Here is a 24,564-nt window from a genome sequence, read left to right as displayed (position 1 = left end):
CGGGTGGTGGCCATGAACTTCGAGCCCTTCAAACTTGTTCCCGTCGGCTACGTGAGGAAAAACGGAGAGACCTTTATCGAAATCCTCCCGGAGTTCAGCGATGCCGTCCACGGCCTCAACGAGGGGGACTGGATAAAGCTGATCCTCTGGTTTCACGCCAGCGACACCCCTGGGAGGAGGAGCGTCCTGAAGGTCCATCCATACAACAACCCCGAGAACCCACTGAGGGGAGTTTTCGCCACGCGCTCACCGGCCAGACCTAACCCCCTGGCCATCTACACCGTTAGAATAAACCGTATCGAGGGAAACAGGCTCTATATCGACTGGATAGACGCGATGGACGGAACGCCGGTCGTGGACATAAAGATACTCGTGGAGAGGCTGGACTGCCCGAAGGAGACTCCGATTCCGGAGGAGGAGCTTGAGGTACCCGCATCGAGGCAGGTGGGGGAGGTCAACCTAATACCAAGGAAGGGAGAGCACCTCGATGAGCTGGAGGAGGTTTCGCCCGAGGAGTACGAGGCGCTGGTTCTTGAGCTGGGACCGAAGACGGAGGTGCTGACGGCGAGAGAACTGGTCGAACTGATCAGCGCCCTAGAGGAGATATACGAGAACCTGCCCGTGGAGATAAAGGACAAGCTGAGGACGGAGGGCCTCAGAAGACGTGAAGGGCGCTCGCCTTGAAGCTGACGTAGACCTCCCGTCCCTTCGTTATTCCCATCTCCAACATCGAGGAGCGGGTTATGAACGCCCTCAGATGCAGGCCGCCGATTCTCAGATGAACCCTGACGAGCGGGCCGAGTTCTTCAACCGACTCAACCAGGGCTTTGAACTCGTTCCTCGCGGATGTTCTAATGGGTCCCAGGGAGAGGATTATGTCTTCCGGCCTTAGACCAACGCGAACCCTTCCCCTCACCTCCGCCGGAAGCTCTATCTCGACGCCGTTGCTCCTCAGAACCCTTCCTTCCGCGGTGCCCTCTATGATGTTCTCGAAGCCCAAAAAGCGGGCCACCTCCTCGCTCGCCGGTCTCGAAAAGACGTCCCGGACGGAGCCGGTCTGGACGAGTCTCCCATCGAGCATAACGCCCACCCTGTCGCCCAGGCTCACCGCTTCCTCAAAGGAGTGGGTAACGTGCAACGCGGTGAAGCCGAGCTCCCGTCTCCAGCGCTTCATCTCGCCCAGAAGCTTCGAGCGGGTCTGGACGTCGAGGTTCGCGAAGGGCTCGTCCATGAGCAGAAGCTCGGGTTCCACAACGAGGGCCCTGGCTATGGCCACGCGCTGGCTCTCTCCGCCGCTCAGGGTTTTTGGCTTTCTGTGGAGAAGGTGGGCTATGCCCAGAACCTCGGCTATTTCCTTAACTTTCCTCTCGATTTCCGCCCTCGGAACCCTCCGGAGCCTGAGCCCGAAGGCTATGTTATCGAAGACGCTCATATGGGGGAAGAGGGCGTAGTTCTGGGGGATGTATGTAAGACCGCGCCTCTCCGGTGGCCAGTGGGTTATGTCCTCACCGTTGAGAAGGATCCTCCCGGCGTCGGGTTCGATTATGCCCGCTATTATCTCAAGGAGCACCGTCTTCCCTGCTCCGCTCGGGCCGAGGATTATGAAGTGCTCCCCCTCGCTCACGTCAAAGCTTATCTCCCTCAGCCGGAACTCCTTCCAGTCCTTGGAAACGGATTTTACCTCAAGCATTGGCCTTCCTCCCCACGAGCCAGCGCAGGATAACGAAAACTGTGAGGCTCATCACGATGAGGATAACGGAAATCGGTCTCGAGGATCTCAGGCCGTAGTTGTTGAAGTATTCCATGACGAGAACCTGAGCTGTCTTTGGGTAGTACGCAACGATGAGTATCGCACCCACCTCGCTTATGGCCCTCGCCCACGTCATTATGGCCCCGCTCGCTATGGCCGGAAACGCCATCGGGAGTGCCACAGAGAAGAACGCTCTCAGGCGGGAGGCACCGAGGGTTCTGGCAACGTGCTCCAGCCCCTCGTCAACCGCCAGAAAGCCATCGCGCGCGGCGTTTATCGCGAACGGTGCGGAGACGAAGAGCATCGCGGCTATTATCCCCGTATAGCTGTCGAGAATTGCGTTCGAAAAGGTAACGAGGAGCATTATTCCGACGACTGAGTGGGGGATAACGATGGGAACATCAACCAGGGCCTGGACAAGACTTTTCCCGGGAAATTCTTTCCTCGCGAGAACGTAGCCGAGGGGAACGCCGAAGAGGAGGGCGATCAAAGCTGTCGCCGTTGCGGTCAGGAGGGAGTTCCTGAGGGCCTCGATAACGTAGGCGTCGTGAAGGGCCCGGAGCAGCATGTCGAAGTCCGAGGCCTGCTTCGCCAGTATGACCAGCAGGGGCAGGGCTATGTAAACCACGAGGAAGCTCCCCAGGGCTGCAAAGAAGTAGAGCGTGTAGTCGTGCCTCGTCCCCATGGCGATCCCCATAGAGTTGGAAAGAGGAAATAAAAATCTCACCCCTCAACCTTAACCTCGTCCTTGATCTCATCCGGAACGTTGCCGAAGGCAACCGGCGGCCAGATGAAGTCCTGGTGGTTCTCCTGGAAGACCCGCCTGCCGTTCTCGCCCAGGAGATACTTGAGGAACTCCATCGCCAGCTCCCTGTTGGGCGCGTCCTTAGGAACGGTAACGCCGTAAACGATGGGCTTGGCCTTGATGACCTTGCCGGTAGAACCTATGTAGATGCTGACCTTCCCGTAGAAGTTGGCCTTGTTGAAGTCCTTGAGGTTTATCTCGTTCGGGAGGGTGATGTAGCTGAGGTTGTGCTGCTCGGCCACGCTCTTGTAGATGAAGAAGTAGTCGAGGCTTCCGCTCTCGACGAGGGCCGTTAAATCGGTCTCCTTGGGCCTTATGACGACCCTGTCGTTCTTTATCTGGATATCCTTGGGGGCGACCACCATGCTTTCGTTGAAGTATATGTTCGTGTTCCTCTCGACCAGGGTCTCGAATATCGGTTTGTCGTAGTAGTAATCGGCCAGCTTCATGACCATGACGGAGCGGTAGCCGCAGGGGTCCTGGTTCGGGTCCGAGAAGCCGAAGGAAACATCGTCCCTCGCCAGTATCTCGTACCACTTCTCTGGGTGGGCCTTCATCTCGTCCGCGTACTTGCTCTCCTCGGTGAACGCTATAACTATCTCGTTGGTGGCGAAGATGACGTAGAAGTCCGTGTAGTTGGGAACCATGAGCTGGGGAATGAGGGTGTAGTCAGCAACGCCGACCACGTCGGCCTTCTTGCCCAGGTCGGTAACCTTCCTCACCGCCGCGACGCTACCGCTGGCCTCGTCCTGGAAGGTCACCTTGTAACCGAGGTTCTTTTCCGCGTAATCCGAGAACTCCTTCTCAAGCTGCTGGAAGGGTATGCTCAGCGAACCTGCGTGAAATACCACGAGGGTTGCCTCTTTGAGCCCTGAGTTCTCAGAGCCGTTTATGCAGCCCGCCGCGATAACGGAGAGCACGAGAAGCGCAATCAGAGCAATGCCTTTCCACCTCATTGGAACCACCAATGGAATGGGCAGAAGCGTGTATTTAAACGTTTTGAGCAAACAAAAGAGTTAACGTTAACGGTTTTGTTTTCTCAACCCGGCGAGTTCCTCCACAATCTCCCGAAAGTGCTCGTAGAACTCGCTCTCCCGGAGGGAATCCAGCGCGCTCCAGAACTCGTCGAGGTCTTTGAAGCCGGCCTTTTCGTATTCGAGTGCCTGAACCAGCATCTCCAGCTTGTCGGCGAACTTTACGAGCCTGCCCTCGAGGCTGAGGCCCTCCTCGTACTCGCGCCAGAGCCGGAAGTACTCCCTCGGGTTTGGTGTTTTGATGAAAAGCTCCATCGCGGCCTTCTTCTCGGCCTTGCCCTTGTCGAGGTAGTACTGCGCCGTCAGGGGTATGTCGGTGACCCTCGCCTCGGCGAGGTCGTGGAGAACCGCTATCTTGAGGGCCCGCTCAACGTCTATCTCAACGCCCTTCGCCCTCAGTTCATCTGCCAGGAATAGGGTTATCAGGGCAACACGGTAGCTGTGGTCGGCTATGCTCTCTGGGTTTGAAACGCCCCGGAGGAGCCAGCCGGTTCTGGGAAGTTTTTTCAGGTTCCCAGCCTCGATAAAAAGGTCGATGAGGGACATTTTCATTCCTCCGTTGTGAAAACCGCCCTTTCGGTTTCAATGGCGCTCGCCATTATGCAGTCTCCCAGGAATCTGCCATAGACCTTCACCCATTCGCCCTTTCCGAGGCACGGACTTCCCGAGAACTCCACTCTGAGGCCGGAAACTTTAAAGGTCGTCCTGTAACCAGGTAACTCCATGGGAAGGAACTCCACAAGGGGCTTGTCCTCTATGGTGCCCTCGATTACGACGTTCTTACCGCGAAAACCGCCGGAATTCAGCTCATCAACCGTAACGATGTAATAGTAATGATGACCGAGTTTGACCCGCTTGGGCATGCTCATCACCTTTATAGACCAATCTTGCAGATATCTGTGGGGTGAGGGTATGATAAAGGTTGCGATTATCGGTGCCGAGAACGCCGGCAAGTCAACGCTCATGAACGCCCTCATAGGCGGCAAAATATCGGAGGTAGAGAACCTCCCAGGAACAACCAAGGGGACGATAAGACGGCGCTTCGGAAAGCTCAAGATACCGAAGAGCATGAAGAACCCCCTCGGAGGAGCCGATGAGTTCGTGCTCATAGACACCGCTGGCCTCTTCGACCCCCAGAGGGAGCTGAGGGGCAAGGTCCTGAGCGAGGAGAAGTTCCGAGAGATAATCGACGAGATAGTCTCCGCGGACATAGTAATTCACATGGTCGATGCCACCGTCGGCCTGCATAGGGGCATGGAGAAGCTCCACCACATGCTCAAGTTCCGCTACGAGAAGCCGATAATCGTCGTCATCAACAAGATAGACCTCGTGCCGAGGGAGCGGGTCGAGGAAGTCAGGGAAACGATAAAAAAGCGCCTTGAGCAGGAGGCGATACCGCTGTCCCTGGTCACCTACGAGGGATTCAACGAGCTGCTCGAGAGGCTGGCGTACTACGCCCAGTACGTCTAGCACCTGCAGATCTTCACCAGGACCTTTCTGCGCCTCGGGCCGTCCAGCTCGATGAATAGGATTCTCTGCCAGGTCCCGAGCTGGAGCTCGGCCCTGTCTATGGGGACGACAACCTCGGGGTTCAGGAAGAGGGTCGCCCGCAGGTGTGCGTGGGCGTTGCTGTCTATGAGATCGTGGGCGTAGCCGGCACCCTTCGGGACCAGCTCTTTCATCTGGGCCCTGATATCTTGAAGAAGCCCGCTTTCAGCTTCGTTTATCAGGAGGCCAGTGGTTGTGTGTCTGACAAAAACGATGACGATGCCATGCTTGACTCCGGAGCGATAGACGAGCGTCTGGACCTCGGAGGTTATATCAACTATCTGGAACTTCTCCCTCGTGGAAACCTCGATCTCAAAGAGCATGCCATCACCCGGGCAGGTTCTTTCTGATCTCCACCAGCAGCTCCTCGGTACCCTTAACCCTGCCAGACACGACCGCCTTGAGGAGAACCGCCAGCTCGTAGGCCTCGACGAGGTCTTTTCTGCCGTTCTCCGTGACCTCCGAGCGCAGGGTGGAGTATATCTCCTCAACCGCATCCCTGAAAAGAACCTCGTCGGAGTACAGCTCCTTATCTGCCAGGAGCAGGGAGATCATATCGGCTATAAATCCCACCCGATTGCTCCTCGTCTTCCTCAGTGCTTTGAGCCGTTCCACTGCTTAACCCTCCCCGGAAGCTCATGTTCGAGAGCTTTTATCAGGATTTCAGAGACCAGGATCGACGAGAATTTGGGATCGCGAACCTCGAGGGCGGCATCGATGGCACGCTCAACATCCCCCTTCTTGACCAGATGGTGGGCAATGTCGGCCATGACTATCGAGCGAAGCCTCTCGTCCCTCAGCAGGCCTCCAACCTTCATAGCGCCCTCCAGCTCACCCGTGATGACGTAGTAGCGGGCAATCTTGGCCCATACCTCCTCGCTGGACGTGCTCTTACCTATGGCCCTGATTATCTCCCATCCCCCGAGTTCGGGCCTTTCCAGAATGCGATTCATCACGGCCCTCCCGACGAGTTCAGCTTCATCATCCTCAAGGGGAGAGATGAAAGCCGGGAGAACGTTGTGGTCCCTTTCAAGGAGGTCGAGGGCGATTTTAACAAACACCTCCTCGCTGTTCTTCAGGCGTCTTATGAGTTCAGCGGCGGAAACCCCCTCACCACTCAAGGCGAATGCGAGGGCAAGCTCCTCAGTGAACTCCTCACCGAACTTCTCAATCAGCCCGTTGGCGACGGCCTCAAGGGAATCTATGTAGTGACCGAGTACCTCCCTATCCTTCAGGTAGAAAGCCACCTCCTTGAAGGCATGCCTCGCCCACTCCTTCACCTCTATCTCCAGTATCATCGATATTCCGTTTTCGTAGCTCCCGAGGGCGAGGTAGGCCTTGATCAGCTCGAGGAGGGCCTTGGAGCGGTAGGGCTCACCGTCGATGTACTCAAGGGCAAGCTTGCTCTTTCTGATGCGGGAGGCGGCCTTTAGCTGCTCCCTTCCGATCATCTTTGCGTTGGCCCTGATAACCTCAAGAAGGATCTCGTTCCGGAGGGTGCGGTTCTTCACCTCCAGCGCGTAGAGGATTGCCTCGGCCACCTCCCCCAGGGCGAGCATGTAGGCAGCGGCAGTCCTCATTATGACATCCCTTTGGGGTGCGGGAAGGACGCGGGAGTCCTCAAGAACACCCTGATATATCCTTTTGGACGACTTAAGACCCGCCCTGCCGAGGGAATATCCAACCGACAAAAGGGCCCGGAACATCTTCACGGGATCCTCTATTTCCTTCGCCGTTTCGAGAGCCTTCAGAAACGCGGTTTTATAACCGCCCTCTCTGGCCTTGGCAAGCCTCTCACCTATTTTAGCATACGTTACCGATTTTATATAGGGGTCTGGAATCGCCTCAACTGAGGCGAGAATTTCCTTGACAATCATGCCGCCTATCCCCCGTACGGTTGTGGATTTTACACACCGTTCTTGTTCTTTATTGCACCTCGCATCTTATTAACCTAACCCTCGGAACGTTTTTAAGGGCTCCCTCGAAGGATGCGACCATGTACGCGGTGATATTTGGCAAAAATCCACGCCTCAGCGAGGCAGAATTTTATGCATTCACCAGAAGGTTCGACCTTAAAGTTAGAGTTATCGAGTCCGCGCGAGACTGGCTGATATTTGAGTCATCACCCACGGTGGAGAGGTACTTCCGCTGGCTGGGGGGTTCACTCAAACTGGTCAGGATAGTCGGCGAGGGCGAGGATGCCATAGGCGACCTCGAATACGCGAGGCTCTTCACCGTCAGCCTCTACGGTGAGGGCGACTGGAAGCTCTGGCGGAAGCTGGGGAGCGCGGTAAAGAGGGAATTCAAGGCGGAGGGCCCCTCAAAGTTCTTCAAGCCCGCCAAAGTTTACGCCATGCCCGCCGAACTAATCCTCAAGGGCTTTCCGGAGGTCAAGGACTTCGTCTTCCTCTTCCGCGAGGACGGGAGCTTCTGGGTCGGCGAGACGGTGAAGGTTACCGACCCGTTCGAGCTGAAGAAGCTCGATGTGGAGAGGCCGGTTCAGAGGCCGATACTCTCAATTCCGCCAAGGCTCGCGAGGATAATGGTGAACCTGACAGAGGTGAGGAAGGGCTCCTTCCTCGACCCCTTCTGCGGAATAGGGACGATAGTTCAGGAGTTCGTCCTCCAGGGGCTCAGCGCTTATGGGGGCGACCGCGACCCGGAGAGAATACGGGACGCCAAGAAGAACCTCGCATGGCTCAGAAAGGAGTTCCGCCTGAAGAACTCGGCACACCTTGAGGTCTGCGACGCGAGAAAGCTGAAGCGCTGCTTCCGCCAGAGGTTCGACGCGGTAGTTACAGAACCCTACCTCGGAAAGCCTCTCAGGAGGAACCCGAGCAGGGGAGAGGCGATAAAGCTTGCCAACGAGCTGGACAGGCTTTATTATCCCGTCTTTGAGAGCTTTGGCGACGTTCTCAAAAGGAACGGACGGGTTGTCTTCGTCTTCCCGGCCTACAGGCTGAGCGGCGGGGGAATATACAGAAAGGAAAGGAAGTGGCTGGGCAAGCTCGGCTTCGAGGTCGTTGGAAGGTACACCGACTACGAGGAGAGGCACAAACTCGTCAGGGACATCCACGTGCTGAGGTATCGGAGCTAACCAATCAACCTCGCATGCTCCTGCTTTATGCAGCGGTGGGCAACTGCAGTTAGGCCCGCTTCCTTGGCCTTTTTGAACGCTTCCCGGTTGTACGTGTTGAACTGGAACCAGACGACCTTTGCGCCCTTCTTTATCGCCTGCTCGACGTAGTCCATCGTGAACTCGGGCCTTACGAAGAGGTCGACTATCTCGACGTCATCGGGAATATCGAGAACGCTCGGATAGCACTTCCTTCCGAGGACTTCGGAATAGCGGGGGTTGACTGGATAGACTTCGTAGCCGTGTTCGAGGAGGTAGCGCATCACATCGTTCGCGTCGCGCTCGGGCTTCGGTGAAGCACCCACAAGGGCGATCTTTCTGTACTTCGTCAGAATCCCTGTAACCTCCTCGTCGCTCAACCTGTCAACGGGCATTATCCTGACCATGCTATCACCGGAGGGGTTTGGGAGCCAACCTTTAAAGCTCTAACCGAGAAGTTCCTTCGGTGAGAACATGGCGCTCTACGAGGAGACCCTGACGAGCAGGATTCTGCAGGTCGTTCTGCTTGTTCCTATAATCTCAATGCTCGCAGGCCTTTATGCAACGTATCAGGCTGGAGAAGGCTTTGAAATAATGCTCGCGACCACGGTGGGGGTTGCAATCCTGCTCCTCGACGTCATGGCAATCAGAATCGAGATAGACGAGCGCGAGCTGAGGATAAGGGGCATCCTTGGGCTTATAGTCAGGAAGACGGTACCCATCGAGAATATGGCGAGCTTCCGGGTCGGAGAAGGCTGGACCTCCTGCTACGGGACGATACACTTCAACCTGCCGGCCAAGGGCTGCGTCACGATACATCAGAGGAAGGGCTGGACGGTTTCGTTCACGACCAACAACCCGGAGGAGGTTGCGAGGGTTCTGGCTACTCTCGGCGTTCCACGAGAACCTTAGTGCCCCGGACTGATATTATTCTAACCCTATCACCCCTTTCGGCGACTCCGTTCAGGCATTCTGCCTTCCAGAGCTCGCCATCGAGTTTAACAACCCCCTCAGGGGAGAGGTCTTCCACAACGAGGGCGGTTCTCCCTATCAGTCCCTCTGGGCCTGCAAGGGGCTTTTTGTCCGCTCCCACTCCGAGAACGAAGGGCGCTATGAGGAAATCCTTGGCCAAAAGAAGAGACATCACAAGCAAGCCCGCCCAGAGGGGAATTTCCACACCTATTTCAGGGAGTATCAGGAAGATGAAAACGCCAACGATGATTTCATCGGCCATCAGTGCGAGGAGCTTGAGTAGATTCCCTGCTTTTATACGCCACATCTCTAGACTCCACCCCGCGCCAGCCACTTCCAGTGGGGGTTCAGCTCGACTATCGTCCACCACTTCTTGAGCTCCCTTCTGGCGGTTTTGTAGTCAGGGTAAAACTCCCCGACGAGCTCCCAAAAGGCCTTCGAATGGTTCATGTGTTTCAGATGGACGAGCTCATGGATTACAACGTATTCCCTCAGCTCCCGGGGAAGGGCTATGAGGCGAACGTTGAAGTTCAGGTTTCCCTTGGGGGAACAGCTTCCCCATCGGCTCTTCTGATGCCTGATGTAGACCTTCCCGGGCTCGACACCCATCCCCCAGGCGTAGGAATCCACAAGGGGTAGGAGCTCCTTCCTGAGAATCCTCTTCAGGCAGTCAACCACGTCATTGGGGTTGGGGGAGAGGACGACGGTCTTGAACTGCTCGTGAACTTTGGGCTTTCTTCCGTGAATGACCTGGTAGAACTCGCCGTTGATGGGGAAACCGGACTCCGCAATCTCTCTGAGCTCACCTATCTTGGCCAGCTTGCCCTCAAGCCAGCCCCGGTGCCTCTCGATCAGGTTATCAACGTCGAAGCCATCCGGGGCAGTGACCAGAACCGTTCCGTCCGGCCTTACCTCAAGCCTTGCATACTTAACCGGCCGACGGCGGACCCTCAACCTCATGCCGCTCACCTTTTAAGGAGAATGGACAAAAAGTCCTTATGAAGGTTCGGGTTATAGAGAGGCGCGCCAAGAGCATCTACACAAAATCGAAGATTCCGGGCGTGGAGTGGGCGGTCAACCAGTACGTCGGCTGTGCCTTCGCATGCGAGTACTGCTACGCCAAGTTTCTGATGAGGTGGAAGGACTACGGGAGATGGGGAAGCTGGGTCGAGATGACCTCCTCTCGCCCTAAAGGGTGGGGTTTCCGTCGGGGAAACCCCTCGCTAAAGGCGGGGAGGTTTGAGGGGTAATCCTCATCACCCTCTTTGAAGGGGGTTCGGAGAACCCCTCCGGGAGGGTCTTCCCCCAATTACCCCTACCCGCCGACAAACCCGGCAGGCTCGGGGTTATCTTTTCCACAACCTTCCTCAAAATGTTGAAAGCACCAACTAAATCCGCATTCATGACAACGCCCTCTCCACGGCACTTAAACAAACCTCTAAAGATTCTACCATTAGAATGGCGCTGGCCGCAGAGAGGGCAAAGCTGGGAAGTGAAAACCTCATCAACAAGCACAACCAGAATACCATACTCCTCAGCCACTTCCTTCAAGCGTTTAATGACAGTATTAAACCTCCACACGTGGGAGAGGAGGAAATTCTGCCTCGCACCCTTATCGGAATTCCTACTGATACCCTTCGGGTAACCGACAACAATGGTAGAAACGCCTAACTGATAAAGCCTCTCGACAGTCTGCCTTACAACAGTGTTAATGTAATGCTTTGCCTGAAGTTTAGCCTTCTCGTGCATTCTTTTGAGCTTCTTACTCTTCTTTGCACCACTCTTGTTGAGTTTGGACTGATAATCGGCTATTCTCCTCCGCCAGTAAAAGGCGATACTCTTTAATGGTCTCCCGTTCACGAGGAAGCTTTTACCATTCTCAACGTAGACCGCCATTAAATTGTTCACTCCCAAGTCAATTCCCGCTGAAAGGTCGCCCAAGGGTTGTTTTGGGACTTTCACCCACTCGTCGTTGATTAGTTTTTCTTTCACTGTGATACTGATGTGAGCATACCATTTTCGCTTTACCTCGTCGTAAGTTATCTCTAACCTTCCCTGCTTGCCCCTGAGGTAAATTTTCCCCTTGAATTGAATCCTCAATCTTCCAAATTTTCCAAGGCGCCTCAACTCGACGACGTTCCCGTCAATCCTGTACTGGTCGTTCCGGAGTGGGATGAGGAAGACTTTCCTGCCGTTCTCCCCCCTGACAAAGCCGGGCGGTTTCGGCCTGAACCACTCCGGCAATTCTCCATTCTTTTTCTTCCTGTTGAGTGCGAAGAATGAGCGCCAGCTTTCGGCGTTCTTTCTGGCCAATTGCTGGACTGTTGAGCCGCCAATCCAGTTTTTGAACTCGTGGTAAGCTTCCTTTTCAGTTCCGTTAAAATCAATCCTGCCGAATTCTTTGAATTGTTTTAAACGCTGGTAGTTCAGCTTGTTCCAGATTACTGCCGAAGCGTGAGCTAACTCGAAGAGTGCTTTCTCCTGCTCCTTGCTCGGCTGGAGTTTGACCGTTACCGAGCGCTTCATCTCAAAGCATGGTATGACTCTTAGGCTTTAAAAGGGCATTGCTTTCCCGCTTAAGGGCTAGCTGGGTTCGTACCCTGCCCCAAAGGACGAGGCTTGCAAAAGAAAAATGTCATGTCAACAGTGAGCGACCCATACCAGCCTATAGAGGCCGAGTTAAAGCTCACGAGAAAGGTTTTGAGGTACATGGACAAGAGGAACGAACTTTCGGTGCTCACCAAATCGCCGCTGGTAGCTCGCGACATCGACCTTTTCAAAGAGTTCCGGACGATAGAGGTTGGCCTCACGATAAACGGCTTCACCGGAAGGGAGAAGAGGCTTTTTGAACCGCTGACGCCGGTTCACGAGGCGAGGGTTAACGCCCTCAAAGAGCTCCACGAGGCGGGCTTGAAAACATACGTTTTCGTCAGCCCAATAATTCCGGAGATAACGGACGTTTCCGCCATAGTCGAGGATACGAGGGACTTTGCGGACTACTACTTCTTTGAAGTGCTCAACCTCCGTGCATCGGGAAGGGAATTCCAGGAACTCCTCCGCGATGAGTATCCGGAAAGCTACGAGGTTCTGACCGATGATGAGGCCTTTGAAGAGTTTCTGTGGGGGCTGAAGAAGGAGATAAGGTCACTGGGAGTAAAGGCGGAGGGGATAGAGACCCACCGCGAGGGCTGGGAGTTCGTGGAGCTCTGACCTCCTCTCCGCCTGGCCGAGGTTCGGCTTAATCCCCTCGCCACTTGCGGAGAGGTTTTCGGGCTCTCATCCACCTACTCCCGTCGCCGGTTTCAGCTCGGCCCGAGGGCTCGGCCTTGAACCCGTTACCCCTACCGCCAAAGCGGATTGGGGTTATCGCTTAAGGCCACTCATCAGGTTTCGAACCGCTTAAAGGCGGTTTTTGAAAGGACGCCTTACGGCGTCTTCCTCCCAATGGCGGGAGGACACGCTGAAACCCCTCGTCCCATCGGGTTGTCTTTGAGTGGCCCCTCCGAGGCCTTACTACACCCCAAAGTTTAAAAGGGTTTCGACTGTTGGAAGGCCGGATTACCGATTACTGCATCCCAGCTCTAAAGGACGAGGCTTTCAAGAGAAAAAAAGTAAAATTTATTGGCGTCCCTTCGGGATGACCGCTATCACCATCGAGTTCACGTTGGTTCCCGTCGGCCCCATCTTGAGGAGCGCACCCACTCTTTCCAGCGCACCGTAGGCGTCGTGCCTCCTGAGGACTTCCCCGATGTCCACTCCAGCTTCCCCGAGAAGTCCAAGCGTTTTCCCGTCCACTATCCCGCCGGCCGCATCCGTCGGCCCGTCCGTTCCATCGGTATCGACCGCTAAGACGACTGCGTTTAGACCAGCTATCTTTCTGGCCACACTTAGCGCGAACTCCTGATTCGGTCCGCCGAGGCCGGCTTTTCCCTCAATAGTCACCGTCCACTCGCCGCCGGCTATTAGAACCGCCGGCTTTGGAACCGGGCGGTCGTATTTGGCGATCTCCTGGACTATCGAGCCTATTGCCAGGGCTATCTCCCTTGCCTCACCTTCGAGGGTCGTGGTGAGCAACAGGGCATTGTAGCCGAGTTCCTCCGCCTTCGCCAGGGCAGATTCACAGGCGAGGGTGTTGCTTCCGACTATGAAGTTGTGGACGTTTGGGAGGTCTTCCTTGAGGGTTTCCTCGGCTTTTCCCTCAAGTCCCAGCTCGATGTGCCTCTTAACGCTCTCGGGCAGCTTCTCCCAGACGCCGTAGAGCTTCAAGATTCTGAAGGCATCCTCGAAGGTGGTGGGGTCCTTTACAGTTGGGCCCGATGCTATGGCCTCGAGCGGGTCGCCGACGACGTCCGAGAGGATCAGGCTTACAACCGTCCCCCTCACGCGCTTCGCCAGCTTGCCGCCCTTGACGGCCGAGATGTGCTTTCTCACTGTGTTTATCTCGTATATCTTTGCCCCGCTTTTCAGGAGGAGCTCGTTTGTCCGGATTTTGTCCTCCAGGGTTATTCCCCTCTCGGGAAGGAGGAAGAGGGCGCTTCCGCCACCGGAGATCAGGACGATGAGAATGTCGTTCTCCCCAACCTTCTCGGCCAGCTCGAGGCCGAGTTTTCCAGCCAGGAGGGAGTTTTCGTCTGGAACAGGGTGTCCAGCTTCGATAGCTTTCAGCCGTTCCGTTCTCGGACAGTTTTCGGCGTACCCGTACTTGGTGATGATTACCCCCTCTTCGACTCTCTCCCCGAGGAGGTCAACGACCGCCCTTGCCATGGAGCAGGCGGCCTTGCCGAAGGCCAGAAGATAGATTTTCCCCCGAACCGGGAACCTCTCACCAGAAACGACCAAGTGGTTCCCCTCAATCCCAAGGTTCCTTTTCACCGCGAGGTACGGGTCAGCGGCTTTCAACGCCGCATCCATCAGGGCGAGTGCCGTTTCTTTAGGTGTCATGTGAAAAGATAGTTTGCGAAGCTTAAAAATCAGTCGAACACCACCAGCTCAATCTCGGCAATCGTCTCGGGGTTCTTCAGAAGCTCCACAATGCGCCGGTCTATGTCCCTGGCGGCCTTGTTGGCCCTTATCGCGAGGGTTCTGGCGTCCACGTAGGTGCTCTTCCTGATGACCATCGAGTACTCGTGCTCGAGAATCAGCTCCGGGCTCCCCTCGGCCAGGACCTCGTCAGTGAGGTCGCCCACCCTGATGCGGATCAAGAGCTTCTTTCCAGCCCGGAGGGCACGTTTAAAATCCTCGCTCAGGTCGTTTATGCCCCTGTCCGCTTCGATGCACAGTATGCAGTCCCCCCTTGGGGTGAGGTAGTTTTCCTTCGTGAACTCAAGCGTCGATTTGTGGGTTGCCCTGACGTTCTCGTGTCCCCTGCAGCGGATGATTTCCCTCATCATGATCAAGGGTTTTCGCGGGGCCTTATAAACGTCCCGAAACACTTATAGGTGAATTCACGTTCATGCCATATAGATGCAATGGGGTGGGTGCCAGATGAGGCGTTCGTGGAGGAACCTCCTGAGGGGTATCATCAGGGTTCACGCGGGATTCGCGGTGATTAGGATTAACTCCCTCGGAATCGTCTATCCCAAGCGGACAAACGCGAACATCACCGAGAGACTGAGGAGGGAAGGATGAGTCCTTTTCTTCCCACCACGTGGGAAAACCTTTAAAAGGGCTTTCATGATTTGGGTTACGGTTGTCAGAGTCAAGATAATGGGGGGATTGATGATGGGAAACATCAAGCAGACTTTCATCAAGAGAATCGCCCGCGAGCTGTTTGACCGCTACCCGAACGAGTTCACCAGGGACTTCGAGCACAACAAGAAGAAGGTCGATGAGCTCACCAACGTCACCAGCAAGACCATCAGGAACAGGATAGCCGGTTACATGACCAAGCTCGTGAGGATGAAGGAAGAGGGCAAGATGCTTTGATGCCCCTTTTCTAGGATTTATTCTCTTCGGACCCTTCCAGCCGATTCTTAAAAGGATTCTTAAAAGCTTTCCAGGTCCTCAAGTATCTTTCTCGGCAGCCTGGGGGCGAACTCCTTCAGGAGCCTCTCGAACTCCCGTTCGTTTTCCTGAGCCACCCTTCTGAAGAAATTCTCTATGTACGTCTCCGTCAGCAGGCGGACTTCCTCCAGCTCCTGCTTTGTCCGGATTATCTCATTTATCCTCTCCTGTATCTCCGTTAGAAACGTCAGGAGCTCGTCTATCTTGGCGTCCGCGGGCTCAGTGGATTTTATGAGCGCCCTGGCCTGGTTGTACTCCCTGGTTCGCCTGGGGGCCTTCGGTTCGTACATCTCAGTGCCGAAGGTGTACGGAGTGAGCAGTACCTCCATTCTGAAGCCTCTCTTTATCGTGTAGTACTTCCTGGGCCTGCCACGCGGTATCTTCTCAGTCCTTCCCTCTATGAGCCCAGCGCTCTCGAGTATCCTCAGATGCTCAAGGACCGCCTTCTGACCGACCCCCAGCTCCTGGCTCAGCTCGCTCACAAAGTAAGGTCTCTTGGTGAGCAGGATGAGTATCCTCCTGCGGGTCTCGTTTCCCAGTATGTCAAGCAGCCTTCCCATGTTCTTATTTGACTCCATGGCCTCTCACCCCCTTTCCCTAACCTGATGTAAGAAAAGATTACTTTAAGCTTTTCGGTGGATCCGGGAGAAAAATTGGAGGATTATGGAACAACGTGGTGCTCCCTGCAGCGTGCCTCATAGCTCTCGCTGCTCCCGACGAGGATTATCGGGGAGTCCCTCGGGGCCGGCTTCCCATCAATAAGACGCTGACTCCTGGTCGCGGGTTTCCCGCAGACCGTGCAGACGGCGGTGAGGTAGACGATGTTATCCGCACGGACAAGGAGGTCCCTGGTCACCGGGAAGGGGTCCCCCTTGAAGTCGAGGTTGAGGCCGCTCGCAATCACGTAGATTCCCTCGTCGGCGAGGCGGTTCAGAGTCTCAACTATTCCCTGCGGAAAGAACTGAACCTCGTCCACCCCGATTACCTCGAAGCCCTCATCCAGGGTAATTCTCTCAATGAGTTCAACGCCCTCCTCATTCGTGGGGACGACGAAGGCCTCATACCTGAGACCGTTGTGGGCAACCACGTCATCCTCGGAATATCTGTTGTCGATGCTGGGCTTGAAGAGGGCGGCCTTTCTCTTGGCAAAAGTCTGCCGCTCTATCCTCTTTATAAGCTCGGTGGTTTTGCCCGCGAACATCGGCCCCGTTATGACCTCCAAGAATCCACCAGGGTGAACCATAACACCACCGGGGGAAGAACATTCCCACCCGTTAAATCTCCTCCGGGTGAAAAGTTGAACGAAAGACGAAAATGGGGGAGAAAAGCCGTCAAACCGGTCAGACCGGAGTGACGTGGCCCCACTTCTCCAGGGCGCGGGCAAGCTCCCTGTGGCTCTTGGCGTATTCGTCGAGGGGGATTCCCTGCATGATGGCATCTATCGCCTGCCTGGCAGCTCTTGCACCCGCAGCAGGCCCATCGGGGTGTCCGAGGGTTCCTCCACCGAGCTGGAAGACGATGTCAGTTCCGAGGGCGTCAACAACGGGCTGGATGTTGCCGGGGTGGAGGCCACCCGAGCTCGTCGGGAACGCGGCCTTTATGCCGTAGAACTTCTGCTCCATGTGGAAGACATCGTTCTCGTCCGGCTTGTAGTGCTTCTCCCTGAGGATCCTGGCGTTCTGAATGACGTCCCACTTTCCTCCCTCGAGCTTGCCGGCTCCGGCCGTTCCAACGTGGAGCTGGTCGATACCGACGAGCCTGTAGAGCTTCGCCAGGACGAACATCGAGATGCCGTGGTGTGGGTTCCTGGTGAACGCGGCGTGCATGGCCCTGTGACCGTGGACGGCTAGACCGTAGTCCGCCGCCAGCTCGGTTATGTACTCGAGTGCGCCCCAGCCGGTTATGACGACATCGACCATCGCGTGCTTGAGGCCGAGATCGGCCAGAACCTCAAGCCTGCGCTCCATCTCAAGGAGCGGGGCAGTTATGTTGGCGAACCAGGTCTTCTTCTCACCGGTCTCGTTCTCAACCCTCTCTATCACCCTGGCCATTATCTCGGCGCGCTCATCAAAGCGGTTGTACCAGGGGCTCGTGAGGTTCTCGTCGTCCTTCATGTAATCGGCGCCGTTTGAGAGCAGGTCGTACGCGAGCTTTTCGAACTCCTCAGGGGAATAACCCACCTTGGGCTTTGGAACGACACCGTAGAGCGGCCTGTCCTTGATATCGAGCATCTTTCTGACGCCCTCGATACCAAAGGCCGGACCGTTGAACTCCCTGATGAGCTTCTCGGGGAAGTACATGTCCTCAAGACGCAGCCCCTTAACGCGCTTCATCCCGAAGACGTTGCCCGCTATGCTCGCCAAGAGTCCGGGAAGGTTTGCCTCCTCAAAGGCGTGGAACGGGTAGGCTATCTTGACTATCCAGCTGCCGTCGCCCATGTCGTGGAAGTCGTAGGCCTTGGCGGAAAGGTCCGCCCATCTCTCCTTCTCATACCACTCGTAGAGGGTGGTCCAGGTTCCGGTCGAGCTCTCGGCGGCGACTGCACCGGCGGCCGCCTCGATGGTGTACCCCTCGGCAGGGGTTACGCGGAACACGGCTATGATGTCCCTCTTTTTATTGGGCTCATAGGCCTTGTCCACGTAGTAGTCGTATATCTTGTCAAACTTCTCTACCATGCTTTCACCTCCTGAGTAACTTGGAGATTATACGGCCACCTATAAAAATGCTATGGTTCATTATTGGGACACTCCTGCCCCCATATGAGTATCGGGGACACTTTTACTGCGTCAACGCCCCAAACTTCCGCCCCGCTTTTAAAAATCAAAGCTGTGTCCCACCGGCAAACGGGGTTTCAAGTGCGGATAGACCTTTTCAAAACTTTGCCCTCGGGTTTGTATTGGGCTGTTCATAAGGTGGCAGGCGAAGGATGCCGAATTTCTAAACACCCCACCTAAAAACAGCCGATTATCGCCCCCAGAAGCCCCTGTTTCCGAAAAGTTTATATAGGCCTTCCTTCCTAGAATAGAACGCAGATACCTGCAAAACAACGTTTAGGAGGTTGGGAAAATGGCTGAGTTGCCGATTGCCCCGGTTGACAGGCTGATAAGGAAGGCCGGCGCCGCCCGCGTCAGCGAGGACGCCGCCAAGCTCCTGGCCGAGCACCTCGAGGAGAAGGCCATGGAGATCGCCAGGAAGGCGGTCGACCTTGCCCACCACGCCGGCAGGAAGACCGTCAAGGCCGAGGACATCAAGCTCGCCATCAAGAGCTGATGGCCTTTCTTTTCCTTCCTTAGCTTTTCTGAAAGTTTGGAGCTTTACCAGAAGCGCACCCTTTTGACCCGGACGCTTTCTCCGGTAACCTCCAAAAACGCAAAGCCTGCCGAATCCATCCTAGGGAACGTCGGCGAGCCAGGGTTGAGGAGAACCACCCTTTTCCCGTGGATTGAGTAGGTATCGTGGTAGAAACGGTGCGTGTGACCGAATATGAGAACATCGACCCCCATGTCGAGGGCTTTGAGCGTCAGAAACTGGGCGTTGAGCGAGAAGAACCGGTGCCCGTGGAGAAGGCCGATTCCAATATCCGCGGCATCGACGACCCTCTCCTCAGGGAGGTTGAGGTAATCAGCGTTTCCCCGAACGGCTATGACCGGTGCGAACCTCTCAAGCTCCTCCAGAAGCTCATGGGATGTAACGTCGCCCGCGTGGAGTATCAAATCCGGCGTTCTCTCCTCAAGGTGCTGGAAAAGAAGGGAGAGGGGGTTTCGGGTCTTATCGCCGTAATGGGTGTCGCTCGTCACCGCTATAAGCACGGCCATCCCTCATATCGGGACGTTTATGTTGAGCTTCTCCACCAGCTCCTTGTAGCGGTTCCTCACGGTGACCTCGGTTACGTGCGCTACCTCCGCCACCTCGCGCTGGGTCTTTTTCTCACCCTCGAGGAGAGAGGCAACGTACAGGGCAGCCGCCGCAAGTCCAGTAGGACCCTTGCCGCTGGTTATGCCGCGCTTTATGGCCTCCCGGAGTATCTCCTTGGCCCTCTTCTTCGTCCGGACACTCACGTTTAGAGCGTCGCCGAAGCGGTCAACGTACTCAATCGGGCTGGTCGGGCGGAGGTTGAGGCTGAGACCGCGGGCAAGGAAGCGGTAGCTCCTTCCTATCTCCTTCTTCGTGACCTTTGAAACGGCCGCTATCTCATCGAGAGTCCTTGGAATGCTCTCCATCCTGCACGCCGCGTAGAGTGCCGCGGAGACCATTCCCTCAATCGAGCGCCCGCGGATGAGCTTCTTCATGACTGCCTTTCTGTAGAGCGAGGCCGCAACCTCCTTGACGCGCCTCGGGAGACGCATCTGGGCAGCCATTCTGTCCAGCTCGCTCAGGGCGAAGGCGAGGTTACGCTCGGCGGCGTCGTTTATGCGCATCCTGCGCTGCCACATCCTCAGGCGGCGCATCTTAGTCCGGTACATGCCGGTTATCTGGTTCCCGTGTATGTCCTTGTCGCGCCAGTCTATGTCGGTGGAGAGGCCCTTATCATGGATCATCAGCGTCATGGGCGCACCGGTCCTGGCACGCTTGGCCCTCTGATCGGGGTCGAAGGCGCGCCACTCAGGACCCTCATCGACGACATTCTGCTGAACAACGTAACCACAGACAGAACAGACAATTTCGCCTCTCCTCGGGTCGTAAAACAGCTTATCGGAGCCGCAAATCGGACAAACATTCTTATCAGCCAAAAGCTCTCACCCCCTCTTTCTGGGGGCAGGGCGTCTTGCCTTTCCGCCCTTGGAACGCTTCTTCCCGGACCGAGCTTTTCTGCCAGGCCCGGATTTCTTCCTCGAGGAATCAACGTACAGCAGTGCACCGATGTAACTCTCGGGATTCTTGACTCGTGGCTTGACGGCCACGTAGGGCCTCTTAACCGGCCCGAAAACATCCTTTACTACCCCGACCACGGTGAGCTTTTTGTCAACCACCGGGTCGTTGAGTGAAGGAACCCAGTCAGTCCTGAGAACCAGGAACCCCTGCTTTGCATAGTGAGAAACTTTACCCAGGCGCTTCATAGCCCCACCCCAAAAGGACATCTCCTTTTAAGCTTTTCGTTTTTGCCCTTATAAACTTTTCGGAAAATTTCCAAAAGGTTTTTATGGAAAGCGTGGCTAACAATAAAGATTGGGCGAGCAAAATGAGGTGCCTCATCGTCGGCCATCTCGTGAGGGATATCATTGTCAAGGATTCCGGAATCGAATACCGCATCGGGGGCGGGGCGTACTATTCTGCGATGGCCCTGTCCAGATTCTGCAGGGTCGAGATTCTGACCAGCGTTGGGGAGGATTTTCCCGAAAGCTGGCTCAAGGGACTTGAGGAAGCGGGCATAGTGCTCCATACGATACCCGCGGAAAACAGCACTTCCTACCGTCTCCGTTATCTCGACGGGAACACAAGAGAACTCAGCCTCCTCTCCACCGCGGAGAGAATAACCGACATGCCACATGGGAGCTACGATATAATCATCCTCAACCCCGTCGCAGGTGAGATTACACCCGAAACCGTTGCACTCGCCAAAAAGAGGGGCGACTTCGTTGCTGCAGACGTCCAGGGGTTCATCAGGTCCCCCCCACCCTGGAAGACTGAAGCTGACAGGGGTAGACGGCAGCATCTTTAACGGACTGAAGGTTCTCCACGCCGACGTCTCCGAGGCCCAGCTCGTAAGAAACCTTAATCCGGACAAAATAGAGGTGCTGCTGGTCTCCCGGGGTGCCGACGTTGGGCAGGCATACCTCCGGGGACGAAAGTACACCTATACCCCGGCCAGGGTTGCGGTGGAGGAATCCACCGGCGCGGGCGACGTTTTTCTCGCGAGCTTTTCGTACTTCTACCGCGAGTGTCCCTTCATCCAGGCACTCAAGAGGGCCAGCGCGTTCACCGCCCTTTTTCTCCAGCGCAGAATCCTCGACTTCCCGATGGACGAAGTGAACGAGCTGGCGAGAAGGGTGACGGTTCGCCCAGTTAAATCCCAAGGAATATAAGGGCCCGCACCCACCACATCACGGGTAAGGAAACGTCAGCATGCTAAAGAGGATGAGAGACATCCTGAGGTGATGGTATGGACCGATACGTTCTGCTCGTTAAGGCCCCGAGGGGCTACGATATAACCCCCGTACGGGAGGAGCTCAGAGAGTTTCTCTCCAGAACCCATCCCGAACTCAAGGTCGAGGCGCACAGATGCATAGGCCTCACCGCCGACATAGTCATACTGTACGGGGACGGCGTCGTACTCATCAAAAGGAAGCACGAGCCGTTCAAGGACAGCTTTGCGTTACCGGGGGGCTTCGTCGAGTACGGGGAAACCGTCGAGGAGGCGGCCCTTCGTGAGGCGAGGGAGGAGACTGGTCTCGACGTGAGGCTCATCAAGCTCGTTGGAGTTTACTCCGACCCGAACCGCGACCCGAGAGGACACACCGTAACGACGGCATTTCTGGCGATTGGAACCGGAAAACTGAAGGCCGGGGACGATGCCAAGGAAGTCCACGTTGTACCCGTGGATGAAGCGCTGAAGCTGCCGCTGGCGTTCGACCACGCGAAGATTCTGAGGGACGCCCTGAGCCTGAGGTGATGTCATGAGGGTCGAGTTTCCGGAATTCGGCAGGATAGTCGTGGACGGGAAGGTTTACGAAGGCGACATCGTGATATATCCGAGCGGAAAAATCGAGGAGCGCAAGAAATGGCTCAGCAAGAACAAGCACGGCACGAGCCATAAGCTCGACCCGGATGAGCTGAGGGAGTACCTCACGGAGGACTTCGACGTTCTGCTCGTCGGCACCGGTGCCTGGGGAAAGCTCTCCCTTCTACCGGAAAGCAGGGAGCTGGTGGCGAACAAAGAGGTCATCGAAAAGCCGACCGGCGAGGCGGTGGAGCTCTTCAACGGGCTCTGGGGAAAAAGGAAAGTCCTTGCGATATTCCACGTCACCTGCTGAGGAAGGCCTGAACCGCCGCGAAGCCGACGGTAGCTAGAGCCAGCGCGTAGGGGTAGCCGAGGAAGTACCAGAGGCCGGCGATTGCTCCGAGGGTAACCCCGTTGATTATCATCAGCACCAGGACGTGGCCGAAGTTCGTCTCCGGCACGGATAGCTCGCTTTCGCCGTGGTAGAAGAAGGCCAGCGCCAGGGATGACGTCAGGAGCGGAAGAATAACCGCGGCGGGGAGCAGGGCGAGGGTTTTAACGTCGAGGTACGAAACCGCTAGGACGAGGCCGACGCCGGCAGTAACCGGAACGGCGTTCATTACCAGGAGCTTCGCCCGAACGAACTGACCGACCGTTATGGGCAGACTCCTCAGGAACTCGAACTCCCTACCATCTATTTTGAGAACCGTGTCGATTCCCACGGAGCTCATCCAGGCTATCATGAGGAGGACCGATGCGAGCGCCCAGTCCTCAACCTTTCCGGACGTGAGAATGCCAACGGCACTCGGCAGGATTATGAAGAGAGGAAAGACGAGACCGACGAGGAGGGCACTCTTTCTGAAGACTATCCTCAGGTCCTTCAGGGCGATCGCCACGGTTGGGTGGTGGGTTTCGGCCTTGAAGCGAACGATTCTGGAGCGGGAAACCTTCGCCCCCTCCTCGAGCCGGCCCCAGAGCCGTCCGAGAATGAACAGGTAGAGCGGAACTAGGATGACGAGATAGCCGAGGAGAATGAGGGAGGAGTGGGATGGATCCGTTATCGAGGCGACGGAGAATGGATAGGCCAGGGAGTACTTCGAGAAGAAGGGCAGAAGGTCCTCGTAGTGCTCATTGACGTACCCCTGGAAGTAGTTGAGGGCGTAGAAGATGCCGATGAAGAGGATAACCCCCAGGGTTCTGGCGAGTGTTCTGAGCTTCGAGAACCTGCCGCCGACGCTGGAAGAGCCGAAGAAGGTGAACACTATCAGTCCAAGTGTGTGGCCGAGGAAGGCCCCTGTAAGGATCCAGAGAAGGCCGAGCAGGCCGGAGGTTCCGTACTTCACCATCATCATGATGGCCGCAGGAAGGAGCGCAATGACCGCGGGAACGTTGTCTATCGCCAGGAGAAGGCTGAGATACTTTGAGCCGGTCCTTATCGGCAGGGGTTTGAGCGGCTCGAAGATTCCCATGGAGGTCGCGTAGGAAGCATTGACGGTCGTCGTGTAGAGCGCCATTATGAAGGGGAGCAGGGCATAGGTGGCGAATATCACCGCCGCCCGGGTTTCATCTTCGGCTCCGACAATAGCCCCCGCCATCATGACGCCAAAGAACAGAAAGGCAACTGCCTGAAGGGCCATCCCCCTCTTTATGTCGCCCGCGTTCTTGAGCTGCTTCCTGAACTTCTCAGGATCGGCCGCTATCTGAGGGTTGCTCTTCAAACGTCTGTAGTGGAGTTCCTTATAGAGGATTCTGACTATCTCGAACATGCTCCCACCCTAAAGGGCATTCTTAAGAGCCCGGACTATGCTGGACACCTCGTCCTGGCTCTCGGTGAGCTTCAGGAAAACGTCCTCCAGGCTCTCCTCGTGGGCGAACTCCTTGAGCTGCTCCACCGTTCCCTCAGATATTATCTCACCGTTGTAGATGACCCCAACGCGGTCGCATATAGTCTCCGCCAGAGCCAGGACGTGGGTGGAGAAGACTATGCTCCTGCCCTCCTCCCTGAACTGGAGGAGAAGTTCCCTGAGAATGCGGGCGCTCTTGGGATCGAGGCCGTTCATCGCCTCATCGAGGATGAGAACCCTCGGGTCATGGAGCATTGCCGCTATGAGCGACACCTTCTGCCTGGTTCCGAAGCTGAGCGAGCCTATCATCTCCCCGAGGTAGCTCCCTATGCCAAACGCCCTGACCAGGGTCTCAACCCTCTCCTGGAGTTCTTCTCTGGGAATCCCCCTCACACTCCCCACGAAATTGAAGAACTCGACTGGAGTGAGGCTCTCGTAGAGGACGGGCGTCTCCGGCACGTAGCCGGTTATCTCTTTGACTCTACGGGGGTCTTGCGAGACGTCAACCCCGCCCACAACAACGCGCCCCGAGGTGGGTCCCAATATCCCGGCCAGAATCTTCATCGTCGTGCTCTTTCCACTTCCGTTCGGCCCAAGAAGGCCGTATATCTCGCCATCACCAACGGTGAACGTTATTCCATTGACTGCCCTCGTCGGGCCGAAGCTCTTGGTGAGGTTCTCAACCTCGATCATTCTACCACCAGATGTGAGAATAATCCGCGCTTAATAAATTTTGTCCCCTGAATGACTCTTCATCGAAGAAACTCTTAAATAAAATGAGGGACATAATTGGATAAAATCCAGACCCCTGCATGGGCTTCAATTTCTTTTCTTG

Annotated in this window: 33 protein-coding genes and 2 pseudogenes; 13 read left to right on the top strand and 22 right to left on the bottom strand. The window is 56.0% G+C overall.

Annotation, left to right across the window (positions count from 1 at the left end):
- Positions 1-12: 12 nt before the first annotated feature.
- Positions 13-684, top strand: a complete 672-nt coding sequence (gene tsaA, locus APY94_RS06005) for a tRNA (N6-threonylcarbamoyladenosine(37)-N6)-methyltransferase TrmO (protein WP_058938766.1) — start codon at positions 13-15, stop codon at positions 682-684.
- On the opposite strand, the gene wtpC is transcribed toward tsaA, so the two are convergent.
- From wtpC to APY94_RS05980, 5 genes are all read right to left on the bottom strand, one after another.
- On the bottom strand, positions 656-1,690 hold the full coding sequence (gene wtpC, locus APY94_RS06000) for a tungstate ABC transporter ATP-binding protein WtpC (RefSeq protein WP_058938765.1): 1,035 nt from the start codon (positions 1,688-1,690) through the stop codon (positions 656-658). The two genes, tsaA and wtpC, sit on opposite strands and share 29 nt — an antisense overlap.
- Entirely contained in the window at positions 1,683-2,435 is a 753-nt protein-coding gene (gene wtpB / locus APY94_RS05995; RefSeq protein ID WP_058938764.1) for a tungstate ABC transporter permease WtpB, read from the bottom strand. The genes wtpC and wtpB overlap by 8 nt, the downstream gene beginning before the upstream one ends.
- A 38-nt stretch (positions 2,436-2,473) precedes the next feature.
- Entirely contained in the window at positions 2,474-3,511 is a 1,038-nt protein-coding gene (gene wtpA, locus APY94_RS05990; protein WP_058938763.1) for a tungstate ABC transporter substrate-binding protein WtpA, read from the bottom strand.
- A gap of 66 nt (positions 3,512-3,577) precedes the next feature.
- Complete coding sequence (locus APY94_RS05985) at positions 3,578-4,135, bottom strand: HD domain-containing protein (RefSeq protein WP_058938762.1); 558 nt, start codon at positions 4,133-4,135, stop codon at positions 3,578-3,580.
- A gap of 2 nt (positions 4,136-4,137) precedes the next feature.
- Positions 4,138-4,452, bottom strand: a complete 315-nt coding sequence (locus APY94_RS05980) for a hypothetical protein (protein WP_058938761.1) — start codon at positions 4,450-4,452, stop codon at positions 4,138-4,140.
- A 49-nt stretch (positions 4,453-4,501) separates the two neighbouring features.
- On the opposite strand from APY94_RS05980, the gene APY94_RS05975 reads away from it, so the two are divergent.
- On the top strand, positions 4,502-5,059 hold the full coding sequence (locus tag APY94_RS05975; protein ID WP_058938760.1) for an Era-like GTP-binding protein: 558 nt from the start codon (positions 4,502-4,504) through the stop codon (positions 5,057-5,059).
- Here the strand turns inward: APY94_RS05975 and APY94_RS05970 are convergent.
- From APY94_RS05970 to APY94_RS05960, 3 genes are read right to left on the bottom strand one after another with little or no spacing between them, the layout of a single operon-like run.
- The gene (locus APY94_RS05970) at positions 5,056-5,460 is read right to left on the bottom strand and encodes a secondary thiamine-phosphate synthase enzyme YjbQ (protein WP_058938759.1); all 405 of its coding nucleotides are present in this window, start codon (positions 5,458-5,460) and stop codon (positions 5,056-5,058) included. The genes APY94_RS05975 and APY94_RS05970 overlap by 4 nt on opposite strands.
- 4 nt (positions 5,461-5,464) lie before the next feature.
- Entirely contained in the window at positions 5,465-5,752 is a 288-nt protein-coding gene (locus APY94_RS05965) for a hypothetical protein (RefSeq protein WP_058938758.1), read from the bottom strand.
- Positions 5,731-7,014, bottom strand: coding sequence for a hypothetical protein (locus APY94_RS05960; protein WP_058938757.1), 1,284 nt, complete (start codon positions 7,012-7,014; stop codon positions 5,731-5,733). The genes APY94_RS05965 and APY94_RS05960 overlap by 22 nt, the downstream gene beginning before the upstream one ends.
- Positions 7,015-7,133: 119 nt before the next feature.
- On the opposite strand from APY94_RS05960, the gene APY94_RS05955 reads away from it, so the two are divergent.
- Entirely contained in the window at positions 7,134-8,234 is a 1,101-nt protein-coding gene (locus tag APY94_RS05955) for a TRM11 family SAM-dependent methyltransferase (protein WP_058938756.1), read from the top strand.
- Here APY94_RS05955 and APY94_RS05950 read toward each other — a convergent pair.
- Entirely contained in the window at positions 8,231-8,659 is a 429-nt protein-coding gene (locus APY94_RS05950) for a CoA-binding protein (RefSeq protein WP_058938755.1), read from the bottom strand. The two genes, APY94_RS05955 and APY94_RS05950, sit on opposite strands and share 4 nt — an antisense overlap.
- Before the next feature lie 67 nt (positions 8,660-8,726).
- On the opposite strand from APY94_RS05950, the gene APY94_RS05945 reads away from it, so the two are divergent.
- The gene (locus APY94_RS05945; RefSeq protein WP_058938754.1) at positions 8,727-9,164 is read left to right on the top strand and encodes a hypothetical protein; all 438 of its coding nucleotides are present in this window, start codon (positions 8,727-8,729) and stop codon (positions 9,162-9,164) included.
- On the opposite strand, the gene APY94_RS05940 is transcribed toward APY94_RS05945, so the two are convergent.
- Both APY94_RS05940 and APY94_RS05935 read right to left on the bottom strand, forming a co-directional pair.
- Positions 9,136-9,531 carry an NfeD family protein gene (locus APY94_RS05940; protein WP_058938753.1) on the bottom strand — a complete coding sequence of 132 codons (396 nt, stop codon included), beginning with the start codon at positions 9,529-9,531 and terminating at the stop codon, positions 9,136-9,138. The two genes, APY94_RS05945 and APY94_RS05940, sit on opposite strands and share 29 nt — an antisense overlap.
- Positions 9,532-9,533: 2 nt before the next feature.
- A complete protein-coding gene (locus tag APY94_RS05935) occupies positions 9,534-10,184 on the bottom strand; it encodes a M48 family metallopeptidase (RefSeq protein ID WP_058938752.1) in 651 nt (216 codons plus the stop codon).
- Between the two features lie 38 nt (positions 10,185-10,222).
- On the opposite strand from APY94_RS05935, the pseudogene APY94_RS13190 reads away from it, so the two are divergent.
- Positions 10,223-10,417, top strand: a pseudogene (locus tag APY94_RS13190) (radical SAM protein); the annotation flags it as partial.
- Here APY94_RS13190 and APY94_RS05930 read toward each other — a convergent pair.
- Positions 10,413-11,750, bottom strand: a complete 1,338-nt coding sequence (locus APY94_RS05930) for an RNA-guided endonuclease InsQ/TnpB family protein (protein WP_058938751.1) — start codon at positions 11,748-11,750, stop codon at positions 10,413-10,415. The pseudogene APY94_RS13190 and the gene APY94_RS05930 sit on opposite strands and share 5 nt — an antisense overlap.
- Positions 11,751-11,858: 108 nt before the next feature.
- Here APY94_RS05930 and APY94_RS05925 point away from each other — a divergent pair.
- Positions 11,859-12,434, top strand: a pseudogene (locus APY94_RS05925) (radical SAM protein); the annotation flags it as partial.
- A 408-nt stretch (positions 12,435-12,842) separates the two neighbouring features.
- Here APY94_RS05925 and APY94_RS05920 read toward each other — a convergent pair.
- Together APY94_RS05920 and APY94_RS05915 are read right to left on the bottom strand one after the other, a co-directional pair.
- Positions 12,843-14,165 carry a glycerate kinase type-2 family protein gene (locus APY94_RS05920; protein WP_058938750.1) on the bottom strand — a complete coding sequence of 441 codons (1,323 nt, stop codon included), beginning with the start codon at positions 14,163-14,165 and terminating at the stop codon, positions 12,843-12,845.
- Between the two features lie 29 nt (positions 14,166-14,194).
- A complete protein-coding gene (locus APY94_RS05915) occupies positions 14,195-14,614 on the bottom strand; it encodes a DUF371 domain-containing protein (RefSeq protein ID WP_058938749.1) in 420 nt (139 codons plus the stop codon).
- Positions 14,615-14,708: 94 nt separating this feature from the next.
- Here APY94_RS05915 and APY94_RS13185 point away from each other — a divergent pair, with 94 nt between their 5' ends.
- Together APY94_RS13185 and APY94_RS05910 are read left to right on the top strand one after the other, a co-directional pair.
- Positions 14,709-14,852: a hypothetical protein gene (locus APY94_RS13185; protein ID WP_157065481.1), complete on the top strand. Its 144-nt coding sequence runs from the start codon at positions 14,709-14,711 to the stop codon at positions 14,850-14,852.
- Positions 14,853-14,945: 93 nt separating this feature from the next.
- Positions 14,946-15,149: a 30S ribosomal protein S17e gene (locus APY94_RS05910; protein ID WP_058938779.1), complete on the top strand. Its 204-nt coding sequence runs from the start codon at positions 14,946-14,948 to the stop codon at positions 15,147-15,149.
- Positions 15,150-15,208: 59 nt separating this feature from the next.
- Here the strand turns inward: APY94_RS05910 and APY94_RS05905 are convergent, their stop codons facing one another.
- The 3 genes from APY94_RS05905 to rbcL all read right to left on the bottom strand — a co-directional run bounded on the left by APY94_RS05905 (position 15,209) and on the right by rbcL (position 17,902).
- A complete protein-coding gene (locus APY94_RS05905) occupies positions 15,209-15,805 on the bottom strand; it encodes an ArsR/SmtB family transcription factor (RefSeq protein WP_058938748.1) in 597 nt (198 codons plus the stop codon).
- Positions 15,806-15,888: 83 nt separating this feature from the next.
- The gene (locus APY94_RS05900; RefSeq protein ID WP_058938747.1) at positions 15,889-16,470 is read right to left on the bottom strand and encodes a thymidine kinase; all 582 of its coding nucleotides are present in this window, start codon (positions 16,468-16,470) and stop codon (positions 15,889-15,891) included.
- 97 nt (positions 16,471-16,567) lie between these two features.
- The gene (gene rbcL / locus APY94_RS05895) at positions 16,568-17,902 is read right to left on the bottom strand and encodes a type III ribulose-bisphosphate carboxylase (RefSeq protein ID WP_058938746.1); all 1,335 of its coding nucleotides are present in this window, start codon (positions 17,900-17,902) and stop codon (positions 16,568-16,570) included.
- 391 nt (positions 17,903-18,293) lie between these two features.
- On the opposite strand from rbcL, the gene hpkB reads away from it, so the two are divergent.
- Positions 18,294-18,497 (top strand): archaeal histone HpkB, encoded by a 204-nt coding sequence (hpkB, locus tag APY94_RS05890; RefSeq protein ID WP_014013473.1) that lies wholly within the window; start codon positions 18,294-18,296, stop codon positions 18,495-18,497.
- 44 nt (positions 18,498-18,541) lie between these two features.
- Here hpkB and APY94_RS05885 read toward each other — a convergent pair whose 3' ends face one another.
- The 3 genes from APY94_RS05885 to APY94_RS05875 are packed head-to-tail and all read right to left on the bottom strand — an operon-like array spanning position 18,542 to position 20,284.
- Complete coding sequence (locus APY94_RS05885; protein ID WP_058938778.1) at positions 18,542-19,036, bottom strand: YfcE family phosphodiesterase; 495 nt, start codon at positions 19,034-19,036, stop codon at positions 18,542-18,544.
- 9 nt (positions 19,037-19,045) lie between these two features.
- Entirely contained in the window at positions 19,046-19,957 is a 912-nt protein-coding gene (locus APY94_RS05880; protein WP_058938745.1) for a transcription initiation factor IIB, read from the bottom strand.
- Between the two features lie 6 nt (positions 19,958-19,963).
- On the bottom strand, positions 19,964-20,284 hold the full coding sequence (locus tag APY94_RS05875) for a Gar1/Naf1 family protein (protein ID WP_058938744.1): 321 nt from the start codon (positions 20,282-20,284) through the stop codon (positions 19,964-19,966).
- Positions 20,285-20,406: 122 nt separating this feature from the next.
- Between APY94_RS05875 and APY94_RS13940 the strand changes: the two genes are divergently transcribed.
- The 4 genes from APY94_RS13940 to APY94_RS05860 all read left to right on the top strand — a co-directional run bounded on the left by APY94_RS13940 (position 20,407) and on the right by APY94_RS05860 (position 22,198).
- Positions 20,407-20,886: a hypothetical protein gene (locus APY94_RS13940; protein WP_342667072.1), complete on the top strand. Its 480-nt coding sequence runs from the start codon at positions 20,407-20,409 to the stop codon at positions 20,884-20,886.
- Positions 20,804-21,250: a PfkB family carbohydrate kinase gene (locus APY94_RS13935; protein WP_342667071.1), complete on the top strand. Its 447-nt coding sequence runs from the start codon at positions 20,804-20,806 to the stop codon at positions 21,248-21,250. The genes APY94_RS13940 and APY94_RS13935 overlap by 83 nt, the downstream gene beginning before the upstream one ends.
- A 77-nt stretch (positions 21,251-21,327) precedes the next feature.
- A complete protein-coding gene (locus APY94_RS05865; protein ID WP_058938743.1) occupies positions 21,328-21,837 on the top strand; it encodes an NUDIX domain-containing protein in 510 nt (169 codons plus the stop codon).
- 4 nt (positions 21,838-21,841) lie between these two features.
- On the top strand, positions 21,842-22,198 hold the full coding sequence (locus APY94_RS05860) for an Mth938-like domain-containing protein (RefSeq protein WP_058938742.1): 357 nt from the start codon (positions 21,842-21,844) through the stop codon (positions 22,196-22,198).
- Here APY94_RS05860 and APY94_RS05855 read toward each other — a convergent pair.
- Together APY94_RS05855 and APY94_RS05850 are read right to left on the bottom strand one after the other, a co-directional pair.
- Positions 22,188-23,651, bottom strand: coding sequence for a hypothetical protein (locus APY94_RS05855; protein WP_058938741.1), 1,464 nt, complete (start codon positions 23,649-23,651; stop codon positions 22,188-22,190). The two genes, APY94_RS05860 and APY94_RS05855, sit on opposite strands and share 11 nt — an antisense overlap.
- Positions 23,652-23,660: 9 nt before the next feature.
- Positions 23,661-24,422: an ABC transporter ATP-binding protein gene (locus APY94_RS05850; protein ID WP_058938740.1), complete on the bottom strand. Its 762-nt coding sequence runs from the start codon at positions 24,420-24,422 to the stop codon at positions 23,661-23,663.
- Positions 24,423-24,564 lie beyond the last annotated feature (142 nt).

Origin of the sequence: Thermococcus celericrescens (assembly GCF_001484195.1) — an archaeon.
GTDB classification, from domain to species: domain Archaea; phylum Methanobacteriota_B; class Thermococci; order Thermococcales; family Thermococcaceae; genus Thermococcus; species Thermococcus celericrescens.
This window is presented reverse-complemented; position numbering and strand designations above follow the sequence as displayed.

What these genes read in the sequence shown, in the direction of transcription:
- rbcL (WP_058938746.1), bottom strand. Translation starts at nt 17,902, where the DNA reads ATGGTAGAGAAGTTTGACAAGATATACGACTACTACGTGGACAAGGCC.
- hpkB (WP_014013473.1), top strand. Translation starts at nt 18,294, where the DNA reads ATGGCTGAGTTGCCGATTGCCCCGGTTGACAGGCTGATAAGGAAGGCC.
- APY94_RS05960 (WP_058938757.1), bottom strand. Translation starts at nt 7,014, where the DNA reads ATGATTGTCAAGGAAATTCTCGCCTCAGTTGAGGCGATTCCAGACCCC.
- APY94_RS05855 (WP_058938741.1), bottom strand. Translation starts at nt 23,651, where the DNA reads ATGTTCGAGATAGTCAGAATCCTCTATAAGGAACTCCACTACAGACGT.
- tsaA (WP_058938766.1), top strand. Translation starts at nt 13, where the DNA reads ATGAACTTCGAGCCCTTCAAACTTGTTCCCGTCGGCTACGTGAGGAAA.
- APY94_RS05955 (WP_058938756.1), top strand. Translation starts at nt 7,134, where the DNA reads ATGTACGCGGTGATATTTGGCAAAAATCCACGCCTCAGCGAGGCAGAA.
- APY94_RS05975 (WP_058938760.1), top strand. Translation starts at nt 4,502, where the DNA reads ATGATAAAGGTTGCGATTATCGGTGCCGAGAACGCCGGCAAGTCAACG.
- APY94_RS05900 (WP_058938747.1), bottom strand. Translation starts at nt 16,470, where the DNA reads ATGGTTCACCCTGGTGGATTCTTGGAGGTCATAACGGGGCCGATGTTC.
- APY94_RS05930 (WP_058938751.1), bottom strand. Translation starts at nt 11,750, where the DNA reads ATGAAGCGCTCGGTAACGGTCAAACTCCAGCCGAGCAAGGAGCAGGAG.
- APY94_RS13185 (WP_157065481.1), top strand. Translation starts at nt 14,709, where the DNA reads ATGAGGCGTTCGTGGAGGAACCTCCTGAGGGGTATCATCAGGGTTCAC.
- APY94_RS05985 (WP_058938762.1), bottom strand. Translation starts at nt 4,135, where the DNA reads ATGTCCCTCATCGACCTTTTTATCGAGGCTGGGAACCTGAAAAAACTT.
- APY94_RS05865 (WP_058938743.1), top strand. Translation starts at nt 21,328, where the DNA reads ATGGACCGATACGTTCTGCTCGTTAAGGCCCCGAGGGGCTACGATATA.
- APY94_RS05850 (WP_058938740.1), bottom strand. Translation starts at nt 24,422, where the DNA reads ATGATCGAGGTTGAGAACCTCACCAAGAGCTTCGGCCCGACGAGGGCA.
- APY94_RS05980 (WP_058938761.1), bottom strand. Translation starts at nt 4,452, where the DNA reads ATGCCCAAGCGGGTCAAACTCGGTCATCATTACTATTACATCGTTACG.
- wtpA (WP_058938763.1), bottom strand. Translation starts at nt 3,511, where the DNA reads ATGAGGTGGAAAGGCATTGCTCTGATTGCGCTTCTCGTGCTCTCCGTT.
- wtpB (WP_058938764.1), bottom strand. Translation starts at nt 2,435, where the DNA reads ATGGGGACGAGGCACGACTACACGCTCTACTTCTTTGCAGCCCTGGGG.
- APY94_RS05920 (WP_058938750.1), bottom strand. Translation starts at nt 14,165, where the DNA reads ATGACACCTAAAGAAACGGCACTCGCCCTGATGGATGCGGCGTTGAAA.
- APY94_RS05950 (WP_058938755.1), bottom strand. Translation starts at nt 8,659, where the DNA reads ATGGTCAGGATAATGCCCGTTGACAGGTTGAGCGACGAGGAGGTTACA.
- APY94_RS05905 (WP_058938748.1), bottom strand. Translation starts at nt 15,805, where the DNA reads ATGGAGTCAAATAAGAACATGGGAAGGCTGCTTGACATACTGGGAAAC.
- APY94_RS05940 (WP_058938753.1), bottom strand. Translation starts at nt 9,531, where the DNA reads ATGTGGCGTATAAAAGCAGGGAATCTACTCAAGCTCCTCGCACTGATG.
- wtpC (WP_058938765.1), bottom strand. Translation starts at nt 1,690, where the DNA reads ATGCTTGAGGTAAAATCCGTTTCCAAGGACTGGAAGGAGTTCCGGCTG.
- APY94_RS05945 (WP_058938754.1), top strand. Translation starts at nt 8,727, where the DNA reads ATGGCGCTCTACGAGGAGACCCTGACGAGCAGGATTCTGCAGGTCGTT.
- APY94_RS13940 (WP_342667072.1), top strand. Translation starts at nt 20,407, where the DNA reads ATGAGGTGCCTCATCGTCGGCCATCTCGTGAGGGATATCATTGTCAAG.
- APY94_RS05875 (WP_058938744.1), bottom strand. Translation starts at nt 20,284, where the DNA reads ATGAAGCGCCTGGGTAAAGTTTCTCACTATGCAAAGCAGGGGTTCCTG.
- APY94_RS05860 (WP_058938742.1), top strand. Translation starts at nt 21,842, where the DNA reads ATGAGGGTCGAGTTTCCGGAATTCGGCAGGATAGTCGTGGACGGGAAG.
- APY94_RS05910 (WP_058938779.1), top strand. Translation starts at nt 14,946, where the DNA reads ATGGGAAACATCAAGCAGACTTTCATCAAGAGAATCGCCCGCGAGCTG.
- APY94_RS05970 (WP_058938759.1), bottom strand. Translation starts at nt 5,460, where the DNA reads ATGCTCTTTGAGATCGAGGTTTCCACGAGGGAGAAGTTCCAGATAGTT.
- APY94_RS05915 (WP_058938749.1), bottom strand. Translation starts at nt 14,614, where the DNA reads ATGATGAGGGAAATCATCCGCTGCAGGGGACACGAGAACGTCAGGGCA.
- APY94_RS05935 (WP_058938752.1), bottom strand. Translation starts at nt 10,184, where the DNA reads ATGAGGTTGAGGGTCCGCCGTCGGCCGGTTAAGTATGCAAGGCTTGAG.